1 protein-coding gene is annotated in these 577 nt (G+C 69.0%); it reads left to right on the top strand.

Annotated features, from left to right (window positions below; translation table 11 throughout):
* Window positions 1-106: 106 nt before the first annotated feature.
* A partial coding sequence (locus IMZ11_RS43480) for an ATP-binding cassette domain-containing protein (RefSeq protein ID WP_228649536.1) occupies window positions 107-577 on the top strand: 471 nt, incomplete at its 3' end.

Genomic DNA, 577 nt, shown 5'->3' on the forward strand with positions numbered 1-577 from the left:
GGTTGTACGGGCAACTCGACGTCGTGGTGGTCGGCCTGTTGGTGTACGCGGTGTTCGGGCTCACCGGCGACTACGTGGTCCGGGCCATCGAGAGGAGAGCCTTGTCGTGGCGGCGCGCGCTGGGAACCTGACCGACGAAGTTGCCGTCGTCCGACGACTGAGCCGATCATTCGGCGGCACAACGATTCTCGATGCAGTGGACCTCACCATCCGCAAGGGCGAGTTCGTGGCGCTGCTGGGACGCAGTGGCTCCGGGAAGAGCACGCTGTTGCGGGCACTGGCCGGGCTGGACCACGGCGTGGCCGGGGCGGGCGACCTGTTCGTTGCCCGAGATGTCTCGGTGGTGTTCCAGGATTCCCGCCTGCTGCCCTGGTCGCGGGTGCTGGACAACGTCGCGCTCGGCCTGTCGGGCCGCGACGTCAGGCAGCGGGCGGCCACCGTTCTCGCCGACGTCGGCCTGGCCGGGCGCGAGCAGGCCTGGCCGTACGAACTGTCCGGCGGCGAGCAACAACGGGTGGCGCTGGCACGCTCACTGGTGCGCAATCCTGCACTGCTGCTGGCCGACGAACCTTTCGGT

This window comes from Microtetraspora sp. AC03309 (genome assembly GCF_020826795.1).
Taxonomy (GTDB): Bacteria; Actinomycetota; Actinomycetes; order Streptosporangiales; family Streptosporangiaceae; genus Microtetraspora; species Microtetraspora glauca.